Annotated in this window: 14 protein-coding genes; 7 read left to right on the top strand and 7 right to left on the bottom strand. The window is 70.7% G+C overall.

What is annotated here, in order from left to right; genetic code table 11:
* Positions 1–224: 224 nt before the first annotated feature.
* Positions 225–1,598, bottom strand: coding sequence for a glucose-6-phosphate dehydrogenase (locus LXM50_RS13190; protein WP_233311793.1), 1,374 nt, complete (start codon positions 1,596–1,598; stop codon positions 225–227).
* A 117-nt stretch (positions 1,599–1,715) separates the two neighbouring features.
* Here LXM50_RS13190 and LXM50_RS13185 point away from each other — a divergent pair, with 117 nt between their 5' ends.
* Positions 1,716–3,545, top strand: a complete 1,830-nt coding sequence (locus LXM50_RS13185; RefSeq protein WP_233311792.1) for a glycoside hydrolase family 15 protein — start codon at positions 1,716–1,718, stop codon at positions 3,543–3,545.
* A gap of 164 nt (positions 3,546–3,709) precedes the next feature.
* On the opposite strand, the gene LXM50_RS13180 is transcribed toward LXM50_RS13185, so the two are convergent.
* From LXM50_RS13180 to LXM50_RS13155, 6 genes are all read right to left on the bottom strand, one after another.
* Positions 3,710–4,294: a nitroreductase family protein gene (locus LXM50_RS13180; RefSeq protein WP_233311791.1), complete on the bottom strand. Its 585-nt coding sequence runs from the start codon at positions 4,292–4,294 to the stop codon at positions 3,710–3,712.
* A gap of 288 nt (positions 4,295–4,582) precedes the next feature.
* The gene (locus LXM50_RS13175) at positions 4,583–5,692 is read right to left on the bottom strand and encodes an ABC transporter permease (protein ID WP_233311790.1); all 1,110 of its coding nucleotides are present in this window, start codon (positions 5,690–5,692) and stop codon (positions 4,583–4,585) included.
* The gene (locus LXM50_RS13170; protein WP_233311907.1) at positions 5,689–6,573 is read right to left on the bottom strand and encodes an ABC transporter ATP-binding protein; all 885 of its coding nucleotides are present in this window, start codon (positions 6,571–6,573) and stop codon (positions 5,689–5,691) included. The genes LXM50_RS13175 and LXM50_RS13170 overlap by 4 nt, the downstream gene beginning before the upstream one ends.
* 137 nt (positions 6,574–6,710) lie before the next feature.
* A complete protein-coding gene (locus LXM50_RS13165) occupies positions 6,711–7,940 on the bottom strand; it encodes a benzoate/H(+) symporter BenE family transporter (protein ID WP_233311789.1) in 1,230 nt (409 codons plus the stop codon).
* 68 nt (positions 7,941–8,008) lie between these two features.
* Complete coding sequence (locus LXM50_RS13160; protein WP_233311788.1) at positions 8,009–8,704, bottom strand: response regulator transcription factor; 696 nt, start codon at positions 8,702–8,704, stop codon at positions 8,009–8,011.
* Complete coding sequence (locus tag LXM50_RS13155; protein ID WP_233311787.1) at positions 8,701–10,098, bottom strand: sensor histidine kinase; 1,398 nt, start codon at positions 10,096–10,098, stop codon at positions 8,701–8,703. Before LXM50_RS13155 ends, LXM50_RS13160 begins: the two co-directional genes overlap by 4 nt.
* A gap of 75 nt (positions 10,099–10,173) precedes the next feature.
* Here LXM50_RS13155 and LXM50_RS13150 point away from each other — a divergent pair, with 75 nt between their 5' ends.
* From LXM50_RS13150 to LXM50_RS13125, 6 genes are all read left to right on the top strand, one after another.
* A complete protein-coding gene (locus tag LXM50_RS13150; protein WP_233311786.1) occupies positions 10,174–11,340 on the top strand; it encodes an MFS transporter in 1,167 nt (388 codons plus the stop codon).
* Between the two features lie 119 nt (positions 11,341–11,459).
* Positions 11,460–11,900, top strand: a complete 441-nt coding sequence (locus LXM50_RS13145; protein WP_233311785.1) for a VOC family protein — start codon at positions 11,460–11,462, stop codon at positions 11,898–11,900.
* 18 nt (positions 11,901–11,918) lie between these two features.
* Positions 11,919–12,599, top strand: a complete 681-nt coding sequence (locus LXM50_RS13140) for a helix-turn-helix domain-containing protein (protein WP_233311784.1) — start codon at positions 11,919–11,921, stop codon at positions 12,597–12,599.
* 197 nt (positions 12,600–12,796) lie between these two features.
* The gene (locus tag LXM50_RS13135) at positions 12,797–13,414 is read left to right on the top strand and encodes a dihydrofolate reductase family protein (protein ID WP_233311783.1); all 618 of its coding nucleotides are present in this window, start codon (positions 12,797–12,799) and stop codon (positions 13,412–13,414) included.
* Positions 13,415–13,691: 277 nt separating this feature from the next.
* A complete protein-coding gene (locus LXM50_RS13130) occupies positions 13,692–15,749 on the top strand; it encodes a collagen binding domain-containing protein (RefSeq protein ID WP_233311782.1) in 2,058 nt (685 codons plus the stop codon).
* 113 nt (positions 15,750–15,862) lie between these two features.
* Positions 15,863–16,240: a hypothetical protein gene (locus LXM50_RS13125; RefSeq protein WP_233311781.1), complete on the top strand. Its 378-nt coding sequence runs from the start codon at positions 15,863–15,865 to the stop codon at positions 16,238–16,240.
* Positions 16,241–16,326: the final 86 nt, after the last annotated feature.

The raw sequence follows: 16,326 nt of genomic DNA, 5'->3' as shown, positions 1-16,326 counted from the left end.
CGTGCGGATCCGATGGGCTGATGCCCGGGATCCGTCATCCGACGCGGAGGAGAGGAGTGGATCCGTCTGATTCAGCGCCGATGCCCGGGTGGGAAGACGCGGCGCGGCTGCGCCGATCTCGGGGTGTGATGGATCGTTTCGGGGCGCGTCCCGCCGGGATCAGGCGGTGGGACGTGCCCCGAACGCACGGGATGCGCCCCGAACGGGGTGGTGGCAGGGCGGACTCAGCGCCGTGTGGTCGCCCAGTCCGCGGGGCCACGGGATCCGGCGGGATACTCCTGCATCGGCACCGCGCCGGCCTTCCAGGCGTCGAGCGCGGGCTGGATGATCCGCCAGCACTGTTCGGCCGCGTCGCCGCGGACGGACAGCGCCACATCGCCGTCGAGGATCTCGCTGAGCACCTCGGTGTAGGCCAGCAGCGTGCCCTTGCCGAGCTCGGTGGACAGCACATCCCGGCGCAGCGCGAACGGATCGTCGCCGCCGTTCACGTTCAACTCGAGCTCGATCCGGTCGGGGCCGAGGGAGAAGCGCAGCACGCCGCCGTCGGCCGGGGTTCCCGTGAGCCCGCCGGGGATGTGCCGCACCGGCCGGAACGTGACGACGATCTCGGCACAGCGCTCGCCGAGGGCCTTGCCACTGCGCAGGGTGAACGGCACCCCGGCCCAGCGCGCGGTGTCGACCTCGCAGGTGATCTCGGCGAGCGTCTCTGTGTCGCGGGAAGGATCGACACCCTGCTCGTCCGCGTACGAGGGCACGGGGTGGTCGCCGCTCGTGCCGGCCGTGTAGCGGGCGCGACGGGTCGAGGAGACCGGGTCGTCGCCGAGGATCCGGGTCGCGCGCAGGGCGGCGGCCATGGCGTCGCGCAGATCGATCTCGTCCAGATCCGCAGGCTGCTCCATCGCGAGGATGGCGAGCACCTGCAGGAGGTGGCTCTGGATCATGTCGACCAGCGCGCCGGCCTTGTCGTAGTAGCGGGCACGGTTCTCCAGCGCGAGCGACTCGTCGTAGCGCACCAGCACCTCCTGCACGTGATCGGCCGACCAGACCGGCTCGACCAGCCGGTTCGCGAAGCGCACGCCCATGACGTTGAGGATCGTGGAGCGGCCGAGGAAGTGGTCGACACGGAAGACCTGGTTCTCCGGCACGATCCGGGTGGCGAGCGCGTTGAGCGCCGCGGCGCTCTGCTCGTCGTGACCGAAGGGTTTCTCCAACGCCAGGATCGTGCCTGCGGGCAACGGGATGTCGACGAGCTTCTCGCAGGCGGCCTCCGCCACGGCGGGCGGGAGCGCGAAGTAGATCACGAGGGATCCGTCGATGCCGGCGATGAGCCCGGCGAGCGAATCGCGGTCGGTGACGTCGGCCTTGACGTACGTCGTTCCGGCGATCCGCGGGAGCTGATCGGTGGCATCGACGGTGGCGAACGCGGTGCGCACCGCCTCCTGCCAGCGCTCATCGGACCAGTCGTCGGATCCGGCTCCCCGCAGCACCAGAGCACGGTCGGGCTGCCGTTTCAACAGCTGGGCGATCGCGGGCAGCAGGAGCCGGGACGTGAGGTCTCCGGAAGCGCCGAGGATGAGCAGCGTCGTCGGGGTGGTCATGCGCCCACGATACGGTCCGCGTCCAGGATCTGTCTGCGACCTCGACGGGGAGCGGGATCCGTCCCATCGCCGGCGTCGCCCGGCGCCGAGCATGAGGGCCGTGCCAGACTGCGGAGGGTGGAGACCTCTCTGATCGAGGATTACGCGCTGCTCAGCGACGGCCGGACAGCGGCGCTCGTGTCGCGGGCCGGGAGCATCGACTGGTTCTGCGCACCGCGGCTGGATTCCGCGTCGCTGTTCGGCGCCCTGCTCGGCGGCGTCGAGCAGGGGCATTGGAGCCTTCACCCGGCAGACCCCGATGCCACCGCGACCCGGCGCTACGACGGCGACACCTTCTGCCTCGTGACCCGGTGGGAGGGCGCCGACGGCGTCGTCGAGGTGACCGAGTGGATGCCGATCCTGGTCGAGAAGGAATCGGGTTCGCCCGAGGGGGTGCACGCATCGCGGGGAGTCGAGCGCACGGACGTCGTCCGGAGGATCACGGGCATCAGCGGGCGGATGACCTTCGTGCAGGAGCTGCGGCTCCGGTTCGACTACGCCAGGGCGATCCCGTGGGTGCGCCAGACCGGCCGCCCTGAGGCGCCGGAGCTGACCGCGACGGCCGGCCCCGATGCCGTCGTCGTGCGGGGTCCCGCGCTGCAGCCGCACGGGCACAGTCACCTCGGCACGGTCGAGGTCGCCGCGGGTGAGACCGTGGATCTGGCGCTCACGTGGTTCCCGTCGTACCGGCCCGCCCCCGCTCCGCTCGATGCGGACGCGGCGGAGCAGGCCACCAGGGCGTGGTGGCAGGAGTGGGCCGACGGGATCGCCCACGAGGGCCCGCACGAAGGCGATGTGCGGCGTTCGCTGCTGCTCCTGCGCGCGCTCACCAACCGCGAGACCGGTGGCATCGCGGCCGCGGCGACGACCTCGTTGCCGGAGGACTTCGGCGGTACGCGCAACTGGGACTACCGCTACGTCTGGCTGCGCGACGCGGCGCTCACGCTCGAGGCGCTGCTCGCGCACGGTCTCGCGGACGAGGCGCGCGCCTGGCGGGACTGGCTGCTGCGCGCGGTCGCCGGGGATCCGGCCGATCTGCAGATCATGTACGGCCTGGCGGGGGAGCGGGATCTGCTCGAGCGGGAGATGCGGTCCCTGCCGGGCTATGCCGGATCCGCGCCGGTGCGGGTGGGCAACGCCGCGGCCGAGCAGTTCCAGGCGGATGTCTTCGGAGAGGTGATGGTGACGCTCGCCGCGGCGCGGCGGGCGGGCCTCGGGGAATCCGCACGGTCCTGGTCACTGCAGCGAGTGCTGCTGCGCCAGGCCGAGGAGCGCCTCGACCGCCCGGACAACGGCATGTGGGAGATCCGCGGGGATCCGCAGTTCTTCACCCACTCCCGGGTCATGCTGTGGGCGGCGTTCGACCGCGGGGTGCGCGCGATCGAGGAGGACGGCGAGCACGGGCCACTGGAGCGATGGCGGGAGGTGCGTGACCGGCTGCGCGCCGAGATCGACGAGCACGGCGTGCGCGACGGTCGCTTCGTGCAGCACCGCGGCACGGACGAGGTCGACGCGTCGCTGCTGCTCATCCCGCGCACGGGGTACTGCGAGCCCGACGATCCCCGGATGCTGGCGACCGTGGAGCGGATCGAGCAGACCCTGCTCCAGGGCGGGTTCGTGAACCGGTATCGCACGGGATCCGGCGTCGACGGCCTGCCCGGGGGCGAGCACGCGTTCCTCGCGTGCTCGTTCTGGCTCGTGGAGCAGTACGCGGTCACCGGGCGCATGGCCGAGGCGCGGGAGCTCATGGACCGGCTCTGCGCGCTGCGCAACGACGTCGGCATGCTGAGCGAGGAGTACGACCCGGTGGGGCGGCGGCACGTCGGGAACACTCCGCAGGCGTTCTCGCACCTCTCGCTGGTGCGTGCGGCGGATGCGCTCGCCGCGGGGCTGCACAGCGAGCGCTGACCGGGACCGGCGTCCCGTCGGGGCGAGGTGCCCTGGTGCCCCTCGACCCCTCTTGACCGCGAGACCGAACCTGCGTCTCGAGACCGACGATGTCATCGCGGGTTTCGGGACGCAGTTTCGGTCTCGCGGTCACCGGATCCGGTTGGATCAGGCGTTGATTCGGATCAGGCGTTGATGAGGAGGGTGTCCGCGATGGGACGGCGCTCGCGCGGCGCGTTCTCGCGCTGCTGCAGTTCCTCCGAGGCGGTGCGGATGTCGCCCAGCTCGCCGACGGCCATGACCGAGATCGGGGTGAAGTCGGCGCTCAGCTCGAACGCGGCCGAGATGGCGTCGCGGTCGAAGCCGCCCATCTGGTGGGTGGACAGGCCGTTGGCGTGCGCCTGCACGGTGAAGTGCGCGGCGGCCTGGCCGGTGTCGTAGAGGGCCCAGGTCATGGGCTGGCCGTCGCGCGTGGTCTCGGCCACGAACACCACGAGCAGGGCGGCGTCGCCGGCCCAGCTGCTGTTGAATCCGGCGAGCGTGCCGAGCACCTTGGCGTGCGCCTCGGAGCCGCGGCGGGCCACGATCACGCGCCACGGCTGCGTGTTGGCGGCGGTCGGCGCCCAGCGAGCGGCCTCGAGCGCGCTGGCCAGGGCCTCCTCGTCGATCGTCGAGGTGGCGTCGAAGATGCGGGTGCTCCAGCGCTCGGCGAGGACGTCGAGGATCGGGGCGTCGGTGACCGCGGTGCGGTCGATGGCGGGCGTGCTCATGGCGATGAGGCCTTTCGGGTCGGTGGTTCTGCTGCCGGACCCCATCGTCCGCACCCTGAGGCTAACAATCCATGCGTATGAATATTCCTGAGAACCCGGATCCGCTCGGGTCGCCCGGATCCGCTCGGTCCTCGGATCCGCTCCTCTCTTGACCGCGAGATAGCATCTCCGTCTCGAAACTGCAGTCGGTTCATGCAGTCTCGAGACGGAGATGCAGTCTCGCGGGATGTGGCGTACCGCGAGCCCGGCAGCGGCAGCGGCCGGGGAATGCCCGCCCCGAGCCCTCGCTCAGCGTCCGGAGAGCGCCTCGGACAGCTTCACGCGCGCCCCCATGCGCAGCAGGGAGTTCTCATAGATCTTCGCAGCGACGAGGATCGCGGCCACGCACGCGGCGAGCAGGATCACCAGCGAGGCCAGCGGCTCCCACCATTGCGCCTCACCGACGAACAGCCGCACCGGCATCGCGACCGGGGCCGAGAACGGGATGTACGACAGGATCGTCATCACCACGGGGTTGTCGTTGAAGATGATGACCAGGATGTACGGCGCCATCACGAGCGTCGTGATCGGCATGGTCGTGGATCCGATGTCCTCCTGGCGCGAGACCAGGGCGGCGGCCGCCGCGAACAGCGAGGCGAGCAGCACGAATCCGAACAGGAAGAACACGGCGAACCACACCAGCGGGGATCCGAGCCCCTGCAGTACCGCGTTCTGCCCCGTCACGATGAGCCCGACGACGGCGATCGCCGCCAGCAGCAGGATCTGCGCCATCGCGAGCACCGTGTTGCCGATGACCTTGCCCGCCAGCAGCACGCGGGCGGGGATCGCGGCCAACAGCAGCTCGACGACGCGCGTGGACTTCTCCTCGACGACGCTCTGTGCCATCGTCGCCCCGAACGTCGATGCGGCCATGAGGAAGACGACGCCGAAGCCGATCGCCACGAGATACCGCAGCAGCGGATTGGTCGTATCGGGTTCGAGGATCGTGACCTTCGGCGTCTTGGCGAGCAGGCCCTGCAGACTCTTCGGAGCCTCCTTCAGCGCGACGATCTCGTAGCCGAACGCGTTGTCGCCCGGCGCCGGGATCAGGGCGGCCTCGACCTTGCCCGACCGCACGAGCTTCTCCGCCGCCGTCGAATCGGCGACCTCGGTCAGCGCGAGACCGGGCATGCCGTGCACCGCCTGGGCGGTCTCGGAGGTCACTGCGATCTTCGTGTCCGACGTGTTCTTGCTCATGAACCCGCCGATCAGCACGCCGGCGAGGGCGATCAGCAGCAGGATCCCGGTCGAGATCAGGAACGCCTTGCTGCGCAGCTTGGATCCGATCTCGCGTTCGGCGACGAGGAAGATACCGCTCGACGCGGAGAGCGCGCCGTTCTGAGTGGTCGCGGTGCTCACTGGATGACCTCCTTGAAGATCTGGGCGAGGGACGGATGCTGCGGGGTGAAGGCGTGCACGATGCCATGGTCGAGGGCCGTGCGCAGCACGCGCTGCGCGTCCTCCGGGGAGGCGGCGTCGAAGACCGCGGTCCCGCGCTCGAAATCGACGACCGTGATGCCGGGCTCGGAGCGGATCCAGCCGGCGTCGGCGTCGGAGATCAGCTCATAGCGCGGTGCGGAGTGCTGCGCCCGCAGCTGCTCGCGAGAGCCGGCGGCGCGGATCGTCCCGCCGGCGATGATGACGAGGTCGTCGCACAGCCGCTCCACGACGTCGAGCTGGTGCGAGGAGAACAGGATCGACGCACCCTGTGCGGCCCTGGCCTGCAGGACGCCCGCGACGACGTCGACCGCGAGCGGATCCAGCCCCGAGAACGGCTCGTCGAGGATGAGCACTTCGGGATCGTGCACGAGGGCGGCGGCGATCTGGGCGCGCTGCTGGTTGCCGAGCGAGAGCGACTCGATCGTGTCGTGCAGCCGCTCGCCGAGGCCCAGCTCGGTGAGCAGCGCCTCGCCCCGGGCGATCGCCTCGGGCTTGCCGAAGCCGTGCAGGCGCGCGAGGTAGGCGACCTGCTCGAGCACCTTCATCTTCGGATACAGGCCGCGCTCCTCGGGCATGTACCCGAAGTGGCGCCGGTCGGTGGCGGCGACGTCGTGACCGCCCAGGCGCACGCTGCCGCCATCGGCGCCGAGCACGCCCAGCACGATCCGCATCGTGGTGGTCTTGCCGGCGCCGTTGCCTCCGACGAAGCCGGTGAGGCGGCCCGGCTCGACGCGGAACGAGACGTCATCGAGCACGCGCCGGGCGCCGTAGCTCTTGGTGAGGCCCTCGAGTTCGAGCAGCCCCGTGGTCGTGGTGCGGGTGAGCACTGTGGTCATGAGCCCCACGCTAGTGAGCGGCGCCGGGTGCGGGCATCCCCCCTGCGGCGGATCCGCCGGCATCCTTCGGTCGGGGGATCCGGGCTCAGCCGGCCGCGTCCTCAGCGCCGGCCGAGGTGCAGTGCGCCGCGCACGAGGAGGCCGGCGAGCAGCGCCCAGAACGCGGCGCTGACGCCCCAGAACGCCATGCCGCTGGCTGCGACGAGGAACGTCACCACGGCCGGGGTGCGCTCGCCGGGATCGTCGATCGCCTGCTGCACCGCGGATCCGAACGCGCCGAACAGGGCAAGGCCCGCGACGGCAGGGATCACGGCGACCGGGGCGAGCACGACGAGCGCTGCGAACGCGGCGGAGCACCCGCCGAGGACCAGGTAGGACACCCCGGTCGAGACGCCGGCGATCCAGCGACGCTTCGGATCCGGTTCCGCATCGGGTGCGGCGGCGAGGGCCGCGCTGATCGCGGCGAGGTTGATGGCGTGCCCGCCCGCGGGGGCGCCGAGCGCGCTGCCGAGGCCGGTCACGAGCATGGCCGGACGCCACGGCACCTCGTAGCCGAAGCTGCGCATCACGGCCACGCCGGGCACGTTCTGCGACGCCATCGTGACGATGAACAGCGGCAGGGCGATGCCGACCAGCGCCCCGACCGTGAACGTCGGCATCGTGAGCTCGAGGTGCGGCAGCAGGGTGGCCGGATCCAGCGCGGCCCCCGATCCGGTCCCTGAGCCCGTCGCAGGGCCACCCGTCACGATCCCCACGACGATGACGACGGTCGCCGTGAGGAAGGCCAGAGGCACCGCCCACCGCGGCGCGAGCCGGGCGAACACGAGCCAGGTCAGGATCACGGGCACGACGCCCCACGGGTTCTTCCCGAGCCCGACGATCGGGGCGAGGCACAGCGGCAGCAGCACGCCGGCGAGCATCGCCTGTGCGATCGACGGGGGGATCGCGGCGATGAGGGATCCGAGCTGCGGCACGAGCGCGGTGAGCAGGATCAGCGCGGCGACGATGAGGAACGCGCCGACGGCGGCGGGCCAGCCGCCTTCGACGGCCCCGGAGGCGGCCAGCAGCGCCGCGCCCGGGGTCGACCACGCCGCGGTGATCGGCATGCGGTACCGCCAGGCCAGCACGATGCACGCGACGCCCATCGTGAGGCTGAGGGCGAGCAGCCCGCTTGCGGCCTGGGGATGAGTCGCCCCGACCGCGGCGAGACCGGTGAGCACGACCGCGAACGAGCTCGTGAACCCGACGAGCGCCGTGACGACCCCGGCCATGATCGGGCGGGACGCGGACGAACCCGAGTGCGGTGACGGGGGGCTCGCGGTTTCGGACATGGGGAGAGGCTAGCGGGGTGCGCGGGTGCGCGGGTGCGCGGAGTACGGGGCGCCCCGGGCCGGCTCCGCTACGCCAGGCCCAGCCGGTGCGCCAGCACCACGGCCTGTACGCGGTCGCGGGCGCCGAGCTTCTGCAGGATCCGCGACACGTGCGTCTTCACGGTCGCCTCGCCGATGAACAGCTCCGCGGCGATCTCGGCGTTGCTCCAGGCCTCGGCGACGAGACGCAGCACCTCGGTCTCGCGTTCGGTGAGCGGCTCGGGCAGTTCGGCGCTGGGGAGGACGGGGGATCCGGTCACGACGGTCGCGAGCCCCTGGGTGACCGCGGCCGGCTGCGCGGCGAACCGCTGCAGCACCCGGCGGGTCACCTCCGGCGCGAGCATGCCGTCCCCGGCGGCCAGGGCCCGCACGGCGGCGACGAGCTCCTCCGGTCCGGCGTTCTTGAGCAGGAAACCACTGGCTCCCGCGTCGAGCGCGTCGAACAGGTAGTCGTCGCGGTCGAAGGTCGTCACGATCGCGATCGACGAGCGGATCCGCCCGTCCGCCGTGATCCGCCGGGTCGCCTCGAGCCCGTCCATGTCGGGCATCTGCACGTCCATCGTGATCACGTCGGGCTGCAGGGAGCCGGCCAGGTCGACTGCCTCGGATCCGGTGCCGGCCTCTCCGACGACCTCGATGTCGGGCTGCAGGTCGAGGATCGTGCGGAACCCCGCACGCAGCATGGCGTGGTCGTCGACGATCAGCACGCGGATCCGAGCGCTCACTCCGACCCCCTCGGATCGCTTGCCGCCACGGCTGGCGGGCCAGGCGGTCGCGAAACCGAAGGTGCGTCTCGAGACCCTCGATCAGATCGTCGGTCTCGAGACGCGGGTTCGTTCTCGCGGTCACCCGCACCGCCCTCAGCGAGGAGCGAACCTTCGGGCGGGGTCGCCACCACGGGCAGCGTCGCGCGCACGCGGAATCCGCCGGACGGCCGGGCCACGAGCTCGATCGATCCGCCCGAGGCCGTCGCGCGCTCCCGCATGCCGAGCTGGCCGAGCCCGGGACGCAGCCCCGTGACGACCCGGCCCGTGTTCACGACCTCGAGCTCGACCGATCCCGGCTCATAGCGGATCCGCACATCCGCCTCGGCGTCGGGGCCGGCATGGCGACGGGCGTTCGTGAGCGACTCCTGGGCGATCCGGTACAGGTTGACCGCGGTCACGCGCGGCACCGGCACCGCGTCCCCGATCACCTGCAGCCGCGTGGGCAGGCCCGCCGCCGTCGACGCGGCCGCGAGGTCGGCGATGTCCTCGACTCCGACGGTCGAGGACTCGTCCTCGGTGTCGCCGGGGGCGCGCAGCGTGTCGAGCAGCTGATGGAAGTCGCGGATGGCGCCACGGGCGGCGGTCTCGATGCCGGCGACGATCGCGGTGGCCGCCCGCGGATCCTGCGGGATCATCATGCGCGCGGCGCCCGCCTGCACGCCCATGACCGAGACGTGGTGGGCCACCACGTCGTGCAGCTCCCGGGCGATGCGCACCCGGTCCAGCGCGACCGCTTGGGCGGCGCTGAGCGCGCGCTCGCGCTCGAGCTCCGCGGTGCGCTGCTCGAGGGCGGCGCGTTCCCGGGCGGCGCTCCAACTGCGCTCGCCGAAGTAATAAGCGCCGCCGAAGTACAGCACGTTGATCAGCACCTGCAGCATGATCATCGCGACATAGGGGCTCAGCAGCGCGGTGGAGACGTGCGCCTTGCCTGCCTGGTCGATCGCCTCTCGGTACATCGCGATGATCAGCCAGATCCCCATCCCCGTGATGATGCCGGTTCGCACCAGGAACGCCGCGCGACGCGAGTTCGTCCAGGCACCGACCGTGTACAGGGTCACGAACATCGCGATGTTGCCCGCGTACACCTCGGGGATGTGCAGGGTGACGGCGATCGAATAGGCGATGGCGACGACGATCGCGGCCATCGCCGGGCGGCGCCGCCGCACCGCGACCGCCACGGTGACGACCACCAGGTAGGGGATCGCGGTCCACAGCTGGTTCTGCTGGGAGCCGTACACGCCGGAGATCGAGGAGAGCGCCGCACTGAGCAGGCCGCCGACGAAGATCACGGCGGCGAGCACCAGATCTGCGCGGAGCTCGCGCGAGGTAGGGGTGCGGGTGAACGGCGGCATCCCTCCACCGTAGGGCGGGCACCGGCCGCAGAGCATCCCCCGCACGGCGGATCCGCCCGGGTGCGACACTGGAGCGTGACCTCGCCGCGCCCGCGTCTCGCCCCGCTGTACCTTGCCGGATTCACGACCGCGTTCGGCGCCCACGGGATCGCCGCCGCCCTGGGGGCGGAGACGGAGGACATCGGCTGGACCCTGCTCGCGTTCGGGTTCACCCTCGCGCTGTACGACCTCGCCGAGGTGCTGCTCAAGCCCGTGTTCGGAGCGCTCAGCGACCGGATCGGCGTGCGCCCCGTCATCGTCGCGGGACTCCTCGCCTTCGCCGTGTTCTCCGTGGTCGGCGCGCTCGTGCCCGGCACGGTCGGACTCATCGTGGCGCGGTTCGGGCAGGGCGCGGCGGCTTCGGCCTTCTCCCCGGCGTCGTCCGCCGCGGTGGCACGGCTGGCAGATGATGCCTCCCGCGGCCGCTACTTCGGACGCTACGGATCCTGGAAGAGCCTCGGCTATGCGCTGGGCCCGCTGCTCGGTGCCGGGCTGATCGTCTGGGCCGGCCTGCCCGCCCTGTTCTGGGCGCTCGCCGCGGTCGCGCTCATCGCCGCGGCGTGGGTGCGGTTCGGGGTGCCGGTGGTGCCGGTGCTGCCCCGCAAGCGCGTGACCGTCGCGGATCTCGCGCGGGAGCTCGCGGCGCCAGGGTTCCTCGTGCCGACGCTCGTGCTCGCCGCGACGACCGGTGGGCTCGCGGTCGCCGTCGGCTTCCTCCCGCTCCTCGGCCGGGAGACGGGCATCGGCACGGTCGGCAGCATGGCGCTCGTCACCGTGCTGGCCGTCGTCAGCAGCATCGTGCAGCCGTTCGCCGGATCCCTGCACGATCGCGGACGGCTGCCGGTGCGGCTCGGCGCGGTCGGCGGGCTGGCGCTGCTGGCGGCCGGGATCGTGGTCGCGGGACTGTGGCCGATGCTGCCGACCCTCATCGTCGCGGCGGTGCTCATCGGCGCGGGCGTGGGACTGGCGACGCCCGTGGCCTTCTCGCACCTGGCCGCGACCACGCCGCCGGAGCGGATGGGGCGCACGATGGGATCCGCCGAGCTCGGCCGCGAGCTCGGCGACGCGGGCGGGCCGCTCGTCGCCGGAGCCGTGGCGACCGCGACGGTCCCCGGCGTGGGGCTGGTGGTGATCGGGGGACTGACGGTCTGCGCGGGGATCCTCGCGGCTCTGGGCCTGCGGCGCCCTCCGGTCGAGAGCTGATCGTCGCCTTCCCTCACGACTGCCGGATCCGAGTGAAGCTTGCTCTTGACAAGTAAGCTTGCAAAAAGCAAGCTTGCCTCATCGGATCCGCTCAGCGATCCACCGACAGAGGAGTCATCGTGACGAACGTCTTCATCAGTCTTCCGGTCACCGACCTCGAGCGCACCAAGGCCTTCTACACGGCGCTCGGCTGCGCGATCAACCCGGAGATGTCCGACGAGAACGGCGTCTGCGTCGTCTGGGACGACAACGTGTACTTCATGATGATCACGCGCGAGTTCTTCGCGACCTTCACCGAGAAGCCGATCGTGGATCCGAAGATCTCGTTGCAGACGTCCGCGTCCTTCGCGCTCGACTCCCGGGAGGAGGTCGACGCCGCGATCGCGAAGGGGCTCGCCGCGGGCGGTACCGAGCCGCAGCCCGCGCAGGACTACGGCTTCATGTACTCGCGCGACCTGGACGACCCCGACGGCAACTCGCTCGGCTTCCTCTACATGGTTCCCGCAGGAGAGCAGGGGGCCGAGACTCCGGCGGCCGCCGCGAGCGACGCGACCGCGTGATGCGGGGACGGCGCTGACATGGCCGCGCGCAGCTACGGCCAGTACTGCGGCGTGACCACCGCCGTCGAGCTGATCGGGGAGCGGTGGGCGCTGCTCATCGTGCGCGATCTGCTGGTCGGCCCGCGCCGCTACACCGACCTCAAGCAGGGGCTGCCGCGTATTCCCACGAACATCCTGTCCTCGCGGCTCAAGGAGCTGCAGGAGAGCGGCGTCGTGCGTCGAGCGCCCCTGCACGGCAGCGGTCTCGTCTACGAGCTGACGCCCTACGGCCGGGCCTTGGAGCCGATCGTGCTCGCGCTCGGACGCTGGGGCTTCCAGGCGATGGGCGACCCCGGTGAGGGCGACATCGTGACGCCCGACTCCCTCACCATGGCGCTGCGCACCGCGTTCCGTGCGGACGACGCGCAGGACCTCGATGTCGAGCTGCACCTCGGAGACGTCGCGCTGCGGGTGGTGGTCCGCGACGGGGTGCTCTCGGTCGCGCAGCTCGCTCCGCCCGCGCCGCCCGTCGGCGGTGCGCTTCCGCCCGGCGAGCCCGAGGCCGTCCTCGTCGCCGGCCCCGGCATCCGGCGCCTCATCGGCGGCGAGGTCACACCCGCCGAGGCGATCGCACAGGATCTGGTCGCCGTCGTGCGCGGCGAGAAGCGGATCCTGGACGCTTTCGCGCAGACCTTCCACATCGACCCGCTCGCGGCGTAGCGTCGCCGTGGGTGCGTGCGCCACGGATCGTGCGCCGTACCCGCGAAACCGAACACTGACCGCGAAACCGAACCTACGTTCCGAGACCGCAGAACAGAACTGCTGTTTCGGGACGCGCCTTCGGTCTCGCGGTCGGGTGGGCGAACTCGAATCATGAACGACCGAACCGGATCCGGGATCCACGAGGAGCAGACATCATGACCGGACGCATCATCATCGACCTGTTCACCACCGTCGACGGGGTCGCCCAGGCGCCGGGCGGCCCCGAGGAGGACACCAGCGACGGCTTCCGCTTCGGGGGCTGGCAGGCGACGCTGCCCAGCGAGGCCGTCATGCGCAGCGTGACCCAGGGCATGGAGACCCTCGACGCCCTGGTGCTGGGACGTCGCACGTACGACATCTTCGCCGGCTACTGGCCCGAGCACACCACGGGTCCCGAGGGCTTCATCGGGGAGCTCTTCAACCGGGTGCCGAAGTACGTGGCGTCGCGCAACGCCGGCATCGAGCTCGACTGGGAGGGCAGCAGCAGGATCGGCGCCGACCTCCCGGCCGAGATCGCTGCGCTCCGCGAGAAGCACCAGGACGTGCACGTGATCGGCAGCGTCGATTTCGTGCAGACCCTGCTCGCCGAGCAGCTCTACGACGAGCTGCAGCTGTGGGTGTACCCCATCGTGCTCGGCCAGGGCAAGAAGGTGTTTCCCGACGGCGCCACCCCGCACAATCTTCGCCTCGTGCACGCCGAGTCGGGCGACGGCGGCACGTTGCTGCTGCGCTACGCGCCGCTGCCCGGAGAGCCCACCACCGGCACGATGTGAGCCCCGAACGTCGACGTGTCGGATTCGTGACCGGAATATCGCGGATCGGTCTAGCTGGCGATCCGTCGCGAAACTACAGTCATCCGTAACGCGTGGGGACGTTGACCCGAACACCCGCACTCTGGGGAGTGCGGGTGTTCCCATGTGCGGATCGAGCGAGGGAATTGCCTCTTTCCTGAGAGAACCCTGTGACGATAGATTGCATCGACGCCTGGTTCTTCAGGCTCCGGTCGAGCCCGACGAAGGGCTGCGGCCGCTGACCCGAGGGGGGACCGGGATGACCGGAAGTGTGTCCGGACGTCGTGGCTGGAAGAGTGCGCTGACGGCGCTGCTCGCCGCGGCGCTGATGTTCACCGGCGTGGGGGCAGCGAGTGCCGTGGATCCGCCGACGGTCGCCGGTGGGTCGATCGCGGGGGTCGTCACGAGCGACGTCGACGGATCTCCGATCGCAGGCGTGTACGTCGAGGCACAAAACAATGACGCCTCCTCCCTCGCCGGGGCGACGACCGGCCCGGACGGTACCTATCGAATCGATGGATTGCTCGCGGGTGCGCATCATGTGCATTTCCTGACCTATGGCACGCCGTACATCAGCGAGTACTGGAACAACTCGTCGAGCTACTTCGGCGCGTCGACGGTGGACGTGCAGGAAGGCGCCGTCGTCGCCGGGATCGACGCGGGGCTCAGCGCCGGCGGCTCCATCAGCGGGGTCGTCACTCGGGAAGACGGCACGCCCGTCGTGAGTAGTCCTGTCTGGGCGAACGGCGCGAATGGGAGTTTCAGCAGCGGGTTCACCGACTCTTCGGGCGCTTACACGATTCCGGGCCTGGCAGCCGATTCCTACGTGGTCCAGTTCCAGGGGACATGGGACGGACTGGTCGGCGAGTACTGGAACGATGCGGCCGACTACTTCTCCGCGACACGGGTGCCTGTGGCGGCCGGTGGCGCGGTCACCGGCATCGACGCCGTGCTCACGGCGGGCGGGTCCGTCCAGGGTGTGGTCACGAAGGCCTCCGACGGCTCCGCCGTCGCCAACGGCTGGGTCGCCGTCTTGGACGCGAACGGCAATTCGGTCGCCCAGGGAGCTCTCTCCATCGATGGCACATATCGGATCGACGGGATCCGCCCGGGGGACTACAAGGTCAAGTTCTCGTCCAACGATCCGATCCTGGTCCCGCAGTACTGGGCCGGTGCCGCGACCGCGGCCGCGGCGACGGCTGTCACCGTTGTCGCCGGTCAGACGGTCAGCGGTATCGACGCCGCGCTGCAGTCCCTCCCCGCGCAGATCAGCGGCACCGTGACGCGCGCGTCCGATGGAACGCCGGTGGTGGGCATCTCGGTGAGCGCGAGCGGTACCGGCGGATACTACTGGGCGACCACCGATGACACCGGCGCCTATCGGATCTCCGCCGCGCCAGGCCAGTACACCGTCGAGTTCCGCGACAACCATCAGACGTTCGCCACCCAGTGGTGGAGTGGTGCCGCCAGCGCACAGGACGCGACGCCGGTCACGCTGGCGGAGGGCTCGCAGCTCACCGGCATCGACGCCCGTCTCGACGCGACCCGGGTGATCCGTGGCACCGTGCTCCTCGACGGATCGACGGATCTGCGCGGGCGTTCCTCGAGCATCGCGGTGATCGCCGAGTCGAACGGCCGGTTCGCCGGGATGAGCTACGTCCATCCTGACGGCACTTACACTCTGACGATCGCCCCGGGCACTTACACGGTGCACGTCGAGGGCACGGAGGGCTTCGCCTGGGCGGTGGCGCCGCAGTATTACTCCCATGCTGCCACCGAAGCCGAAGCGACTCCGGTCGTGGTCTCCGGGGACGCCGACACGACCGGCATCGACTTCGATCTGTCCTCGCTCACGGCGAAAGTCGCACTGTCCTCAGCGACCGCGCATCCCGGAGAGACCGTCCACGTGACGGCGTCGGGTTTCGCGCCCCGCGATCCGGTGAAGATCGAGCTCCACTCCGTGCCCGTGCTGCTCGCATCCGTAACGGCGGGCGCCGACGGCACCGTCGACACCACCGTGACGCTTCCGCCGGACGTCGCCGCAGGCGAGCACCGGATCGTGCTGACGGGAGCGAAGTCGACGCTCACCGGCAGAGCGCCGCTGACGGTTCCCGGAGGCGCCGGAACCGGCTCGACCGGTGGCGCGACCGGCGGCGCGACCGGTGGCGCGGCGAACCCTTCGGGCGCCGGCGCTTCCGGCGGTGCGCAGCTCGCCGCGACGGGATCGGAGCTCCCGTTCGGAGAGTTGGGACTCGCCGCTCTTCTGCTGGTCTCGGGAGCGGTGCTGGTGCGGATCCGTCGTCGTCAGCAGGCCTGACCGGTTCGATTCTCCGCAGGCGCCTCGTCGGCTTCGGCCACGGGGCGCCCGCGGTCTGAGTTTGAGAAACGGTCGGCGAGCGCCCGTCAGGGGGCGGCTAAGGATTCACGTAAATGAGTGACATTGAAGACCGCACGCCGCGCGAGGACGTCCTGGTCGGTGGTCTCGACGATTGGGCTGATGCTGGTTGGGTCTACAGCAGCGCGCGGCTTGCCGGGATCGTTAATGCCGAGTCCCGCCGAATACTCACGATCGGGCTGATCGCGGAGTTGATTGTGGAGGGGTTGATGATCCCTGGTGATGTGGACGAGCAAGGGCACCACCCTTGGACGCTCTCGCGTGGAGAAGCCCTAGAGCGGATCACGCGGGAATGGTTGAGCGAATGGCGAGACGAGATACCCACACCTGGGGCCATAGTTTGGCTGGAGAACACAGAGACCGGAGATGCGATCGCGAGATCCGTGCTAGCACGTGAATCCGATGCTCCGTAGAACTGTGTAGGAGCTGACGGGGGTGTGGACGCCCGCGAACGGTGATTGTGCGGGTGGGATCACCTCCACGCTCGGGGGCCCGGCAC

The organism is Microbacterium sp. Au-Mic1, from assembly GCF_021341785.1.
GTDB lineage: Bacteria > Actinomycetota > Actinomycetes > Actinomycetales > Microbacteriaceae > Microbacterium.
The sequence above is the reverse complement of the archived record's forward strand: the minus strand, read 5'-3'. Positions and strand labels throughout refer to the sequence as shown.